This window comes from Dehalococcoidales bacterium (assembly GCA_035529395.1).
Taxonomy (GTDB): Bacteria; Chloroflexota; Dehalococcoidia; order Dehalococcoidales; family Fen-1064; genus DUES01.
Window position 1 is genome coordinate 1 of record DATKWT010000033.1, and the last position, 6,130, is coordinate 6,130.

Annotated in this window: 5 protein-coding genes; 4 read left to right on the forward strand and 1 reads right to left on the reverse strand. The window is 56.4% G+C overall.

Annotation, left to right across the window (positions count from 1 at the left end):
* Positions 1–191 precede the first annotated feature (191 nt).
* Positions 192–629: a chromate resistance protein ChrB domain-containing protein gene (locus tag VMW13_01970; protein ID HUV43575.1), complete on the reverse strand. Its 438-nt coding sequence runs from the start codon at positions 627–629 to the stop codon at positions 192–194.
* Between the two features lie 107 nt (positions 630–736).
* Between VMW13_01970 and VMW13_01975 the strand changes: the two genes are divergently transcribed.
* From VMW13_01975 to VMW13_01990, 4 genes are all read left to right on the forward strand, one after another.
* On the forward strand, positions 737–1,939 hold the full coding sequence (locus VMW13_01975; GenBank protein HUV43576.1) for an MFS transporter: 1,203 nt from the start codon (positions 737–739) through the stop codon (positions 1,937–1,939).
* A 210-nt stretch (positions 1,940–2,149) separates the two neighbouring features.
* On the forward strand, positions 2,150–3,952 hold the full coding sequence (gene dnaG / locus VMW13_01980; protein HUV43577.1) for a DNA primase: 1,803 nt from the start codon (positions 2,150–2,152) through the stop codon (positions 3,950–3,952).
* Positions 3,930–5,357, forward strand: a complete 1,428-nt coding sequence (rpoD, locus tag VMW13_01985) for an RNA polymerase sigma factor RpoD (GenBank protein ID HUV43578.1) — start codon at positions 3,930–3,932, stop codon at positions 5,355–5,357. Before dnaG ends, rpoD begins: the two co-directional genes overlap by 23 nt.
* Before the next feature lie 40 nt (positions 5,358–5,397).
* Positions 5,398–6,130 (forward strand): iron-containing alcohol dehydrogenase (locus tag VMW13_01990; protein HUV43579.1); only part of this gene is annotated, 733 nt, incomplete at its 3' end.

The following is a 6,130-nucleotide window of genomic DNA, read 5'->3' on the forward strand; positions in this document are numbered from 1 at the left end:
CTTCCCCTTCCTGTCCAGGAAGGAGCCTTCTGCGGAAGGGGGGAAAGATTATATCTGGGGGACACCGGCAGAATCTGGTTTCGGATTCTGCTAACGTCATTCTGTAAGAATGACGCCCAGACACCCCTGCCATAAGGGGGCTCCCCCCTTCTGAGGGGGCTCCCTCTGGACTCCCATTTTTCATCACACTTTTACTGGTTGAGTCGGGCCTGGCAGTAGGCGTACAGGGCATCGTAGACCGGGAACTGCTTCTCCAGAATCTCGTGGTCGTCGGCATGCGGTAACAGCCCAAACCCCCTGGCGATTGCCTCCAGTCCGGCTGCCTCCGGTGCCGTATCACGGTCGGCGGCTACGTCAGCGGCATGTACTATCCTGGCCACTTCATTCAGTGCCGGGTCTGTCAGGCCGTACTTCTTGATAATACTCTCAAAGCTGCACCGGCCCTCGTGGTGGTCCAGCTCAGCCTGTCCCCTGGCATCGAAAGGAATCGCCCCCTCACGTTCAGCTACGCTCATTACTTCATCAGGTGGCACAAAAAGCAGCTCCGCATCCGGGTCCACAAACTTCCTGATGAGCCAGGGACAGGCCACTCTATCTACGTGTACGTGGTGTCTCGTTACCCATTTCATCCTGTTCCCCTCCTTTTCCGGCCCGACTGTGCAGTATTATACACCCCGTCTGCGCGGGTGCAAAGTTTGCCCAATGCCCCTCGGCTGGGTTAGAATTACCTTTCAAAATGCGAATAAGAGTCTCTCCATTCATTCTCCTCTGCGTCATGGGTGGGCTGGCCATCTTCAGTTCGACAATGGCCAAGACCCCCATCCTCCCGCTTTTCATTCGTGCCCTGGATGTACCCGTGAGCACTGTCGGCTTTATCGCTGCGGCATCCACTGTGGTCGGCATTATTGTTAGCCTGCCCGCAGGCATCCTTTCCGATATTGTAGGGCGACGCCGTGTTATCCTGCTTGCCGCCATCGTTTTCGCCAGCGCCCCATTCCTGTACCTGCTGGTGAGCCTCCCCTGGCACCTGGTCCTGGTGCGCGTCTACCACGGCCTGGCCACTGCCATTCTGGGACCGGTAGCTATGGCTGCCGTGGCTGATACCTTCGACGAAAGACGGGGCGAGCGCATGGGCTGGTATTCATCAGCCACGATGGTCGGACGTTCTCTGGCTCCCTTTGTCGGCGGTGCCCTGATTTTCGGTGAAGCGCTGGCCGATTTTCACCGGGTATATCTGGTCACCGGTATCATTGGGACGCTAGCACTGGTGGCCGCGCTCCGGCTGCCCATCACGAAGACAATTTCAGGTTCGGTGGGAGAAGCGCTGAGGCGGGGACGAGGAGAGATATGGCAGGACATCAAGGCCATCCTGACCCATCGCGGTATCCTGGCAACCAGTACGATTGAGGCAGTGCAGTACTTTGCCTTTGGCTGCCTGGAGGTATTCCTGCCCATCTACCTCCACGAGGAGTCAGGATTCGCAACTCTTGAGATTGGACTGTTGTTCACCGTGCAGATAGTGGTGGTGACACTGACGAAGCCACTGGCGGGACGCCTGTCCGACCGATACGGCCGTGTACCGGCGATTGTAGTCGGACTCATACTCGGCGGCGTAACATTGGCGCTGATGACTCACTCGGACAGCTATCTCATCCTGGCGGTACTCATCGGCCTGTTCGGGCTGGGTCTGGCCACCGTTACCGCTTCCAGTGCCGCCCTTGTCGCCGACCTGTCGCGAGCTTCCAGCTACGGCGGTGCCCTCGGTGTCCTTTCCAGCGTGATGGATATCGGTCATTCCACCGGGCCAATGGTCGGCGGCCTGCTCATTAGCGCTTACCGATACGATACCGCATTCGGTGTCGTCGGCGTCGGTCTCTTTGTGGCAGGTCTGGCATATGTCCTCGCCATGCGTGGAGTCCCCCGGTCAACAGATAAATAAAAACGGATGAATCAGGGGCCGGATTGTACTATACTATACTATGCTGTAGCCCCTTGCAGGATGCTGAAAAAGGGGAGTCATAGAGGGGCCTGCCCCTCTGGCAGGGGCCTGGGGGTGTCCCCCAGATAATATCTTTTCCCCCTTCCCCTTGCTGAGGGGAAGGGGCAGGCGGCCCATCTGGGCCGCACGGGGATAGGGTTACAGGACAACATGAGCGAAGTCGACGAAGTAAAGCAGAAGATAGACATCGTTGAAGTCATTGGCCAGCACGTGAAGCTGACCAAGTCAGGACGTAACTTCCGGGCACTCTGCCCGTTTCATAGTGAGAAGGCACCATCATTCTACGTCTTCCCGGAGCGGCAGAGCTGGCATTGCTTTGGTGCCTGCAATACCGGCGGTGATGTCTTTTCATTCATTATGAAACAGCAGGGTATCGATTTCGGCGAGGCACTACGCCTGCTTGCCGAGCAGACAGGGGTCACACTTCCCTCCCGGGTCAGGCCGGACGCCAGGAAGGATGAAAGGGAGCGACTGCACCAGGTCAACGAAGCGGCGGCCACCTACTTCCATGACCAGTTACTCGATTCTCCGGACGCGGCGAAGGCACAGGACTATTTGCTCCGCAGGAGCTTCACCGCGGAGACCGTAGCCGCTTTCCAACTCGGCTACGGACCGGACAGATGGGAGGCCCTGAAGCAACACCTGGCAGAAAGAGGTTATAGTGAAAAGGAACTCGTTGATGCCGGTCTGCTGGTTGAGACCGACGCCGGTTCCGCAACCGGCGGAAATACGCGCGACCGGTTCCGTAACCGGCTGATGTTCCCGATACATGACGCCCGCGGCCGTATTACCGGTTTCGGGGCAAGGGTACTGGATGACTCGCTGCCCAAGTACACCAACTCACCGCAGACGCTGGTGTTCGACAAAAGCGGCACCCTCTACGCGGTACACCTGGCAGCACCGGTAATTCGTAAACAGGACAGGGCTATCCTCGTGGAAGGCTACATGGACGTGATTACGGCCCACCAGAACGGCTTCACAAACGTCATCGCCTCCATGGGCACATCCATCACGGAGCGTCAGGTCACTACACTGAAAAGGCTCACCAGGAACATCACCCTGGCCCTGGACGCCGATGCCGCCGGTAAGGAAGCCATGCTGCGCTGCGTCGACTACGAAAACACCCTGGACGCCGAAGTGCAGGTTATGCTTCTCCCCGGTGGCCGCGACCCCGACGACGTTATTCGGGAAGACCCTGATGTCTGGAAAGACCTTATCGAGAACGCGGTGCCCGTTGTGGACTACGCCCTGGATATGACCACCGCCGGGCTTGACCTTACCACTGCCAGAGACCAGGCCCGAGTCATCCGGGAGTTTCTACCCATCCTCGCCCGAATGAAAGATATCGTACGCCGTGACCACTACATAAGAAAACTGGAAATCCGCACTGGAACGAGGTATAATGTAATAGAGGCTGCCCTGAAGGATCACATGGCGGCATCCAGGCCTGGCAGGACAACCAGAAAATTCGACGTAAAGCCAACCACACCAATTCTCTCCAGTCCGATTGAGGAAGAGTGTCTCAGTCTGCTCTTGCAGCACCCTGAACTGAAAGATGACAGTGAGGAACTCCTGCCTGATTACTTCCAGAACAGCCAGAACCGGGAGATATTTATCGCCTGGCAGCAGTCTGCCGACCTCGAATCACTCAAGGAGAGACTGGACCCGTCAATGTGGGAGCAGGTCGACGCCCTGGTATCAAGGAGCCTGGTTCCCGGACGAATGGAGCAGAAGCACTCTCGGCTTGTGCTTCGCCTGAAGAAAGAGCACCTGCGGGAAGTGAAGATACTGGAAGCGGCTGCCCTTGAGGAGGCCAGCACCAGTGGTACTAACATAGACGTAACCCAACTGTCCCAGGAAGGAATCGAGGCCAACATTCAGTTGCAGGAAGTGTTTCAGCAAGAAGCCAGAGCAAACAGGAGCGCGAGAGATGAGTCTGGAAGAGTTCCCTAGCGCCACGCAGTTTCCCGATGAACAAAAGGATGACGAGGAATCATCCTCCGCGGAAGGGGTACCGGTTCATGCCAAGTCCCCGGCCGACCTCGAACTTAACACACACATTGAAGCAATGGAAGACCAGGAGGTCGGAGATGACCCCGTTCGCCTCTACCTCCACGAAATCGGTAAGGTACAGCTTCTAACCGCGGACCTGGAAAAGACGCTGGCAAGGAAGATTGAAGAGGGAAAGCGCATCGATGACGTCAGACGCCAGTTGCGCAAGGACGGAAAGCCTCCCACGGCAACCAACATACTGCTCACAATGGTGAAGGAACTGGGGGAGTCTGTTGCCCTGTTTGACCCGCTGCGCGAGACACTCGGTCTGGCACCCTCCAGCAGTTTCATCAAGAGTGTGTCCGACCCTGACCTCAAAAGCAAGATAGACGGCGTTATCGACCAGTTGATGGTGCAGGACCTTGCCCTGAAGATGGAGTTGCTGCCTCCGGAAACGGAGCAGAAGATAATCAACCTGTCGGTAAGCTGCGCCCTTCTCCCACAACAGGTGCTGGACGCCATCAGCGAAGACGTGACTCTGGCCGATATAGCGGACCTGGTTGCCGACCCCGCTCTCGCCGATACCGTTCGGGTTCATGAACAGGAGCTCAGCGACTACCTGGCTGCTATCGAACGCAAGGCGGAAATTGCCAAGAACCACCTCACCGAGGCCAACCTGCGCCTGGTGGTCAGTGTCGCCAAGAAACACATCGGCCACGGTATGTCCCTGCTCGACCTCATCCAGGAGGGCAATATCGGCCTCATCCGCGCCGTCGAAAAGTTTGACCCTCACAAGGGTTACAAGTTCAGCACATACGCCACCTGGTGGATTCGGCAGGCAATCACCCGCGCCATAGCCGACCAGGCACGCACCATTCGCGTACCCGTCCACATGATTGAGACCATCAACAAGCTCCTCCGGCTCAGTCGACGCCTCGCTCAGGAATACGGACGCGAGCCCACCTCCAGGGAAATCGGTGATAAGATGGGTCTGTCCTCGGAAAAGGTCAGGGAAATAGTCAAGGTGGCGCAGTTACCGATATCCCTCGAACTACCCATGGGCGAGGAAGAAGACAGTCACCTCGGCGACTTCATCGAGGACCGCAACGCCATGCCGCCGGTTGACGCCGCCTCCAAACAGCTCCTCAAGGAGCAGATTGACGAGGTGCTCTCCAGCCTGACCCACCGCGAGCAGCGCGTCCTCCAGCTCAGGTTCGGCCTCGAAGACGGCCGCAGCCGCACACTCGAAGAGGTTGGTCAGGAGTTCCAGGTCACCCGTGAGAGAATCCGACAGATTGAGGCCAAGGCGCTCCGTAAACTCCGCCACCCCAGCCGCAGCCGCAAGCTCAAGGACTACCTCGAGTAGTTGAAATGGGAAATCCTGGTACTAAAAGAGGAGTAAATCTATGGAAAATTTCGTTTACAGGAATCCAACAACGGTCTATTTTGGCAAAAAAATGGAGGAGAATGTCGGGCAGATTGTCGCTCGATATTCCAGGAATATTCTGCTGCACCACTACGGCGAGGATGTGCTAAGAATTATTGGGATTTATGACACGGTTATTAAATCACTTAACGACGCGGGAGTGAAGTTTACCGAGCTGGGCGGGGTTAAACCCAATCCCAGACTCTCTCTGGTCAAAGAGGGAATTGAGATTTGCCGTAAAAAGGGAATTGATTTTGTTCTGGGGATTGGCGGCGGGAGCGTCATTGATTCATCCAAGGCCATTGCCTTTGGAGTACCTTATGACGGCGATGTTTGGGATTTCTTTATCCACAAAGCTCAGGTGCAAAAGACCCTGCCCACCGGTTCCATTCTGACCCTCCCCGGTACCGGGAGTGAATCCAGTTTGAGCTGCGTAGTTACAAACGAAGATATGAGCTATAAAGGCTCGGTCGATATCGATGTGATTCGTCCTAAATTCGCTATACTGAATCCCGAGTTAACAATGTCTCTCCCTCCCTATCAGACCATGTGCGGTACATTTGACGCCTTGAGCCATGTTATTGAACGTTATTTCACCGATGTTCCCAATGTTACGGTTACTGACCTTCAGTGCGAAGCGGTGATGAGGGCGATTATCCATGTTGGCCCTCTCCAACTGGATGACCCTCAGAACTACGACTACCGGGCCGAGA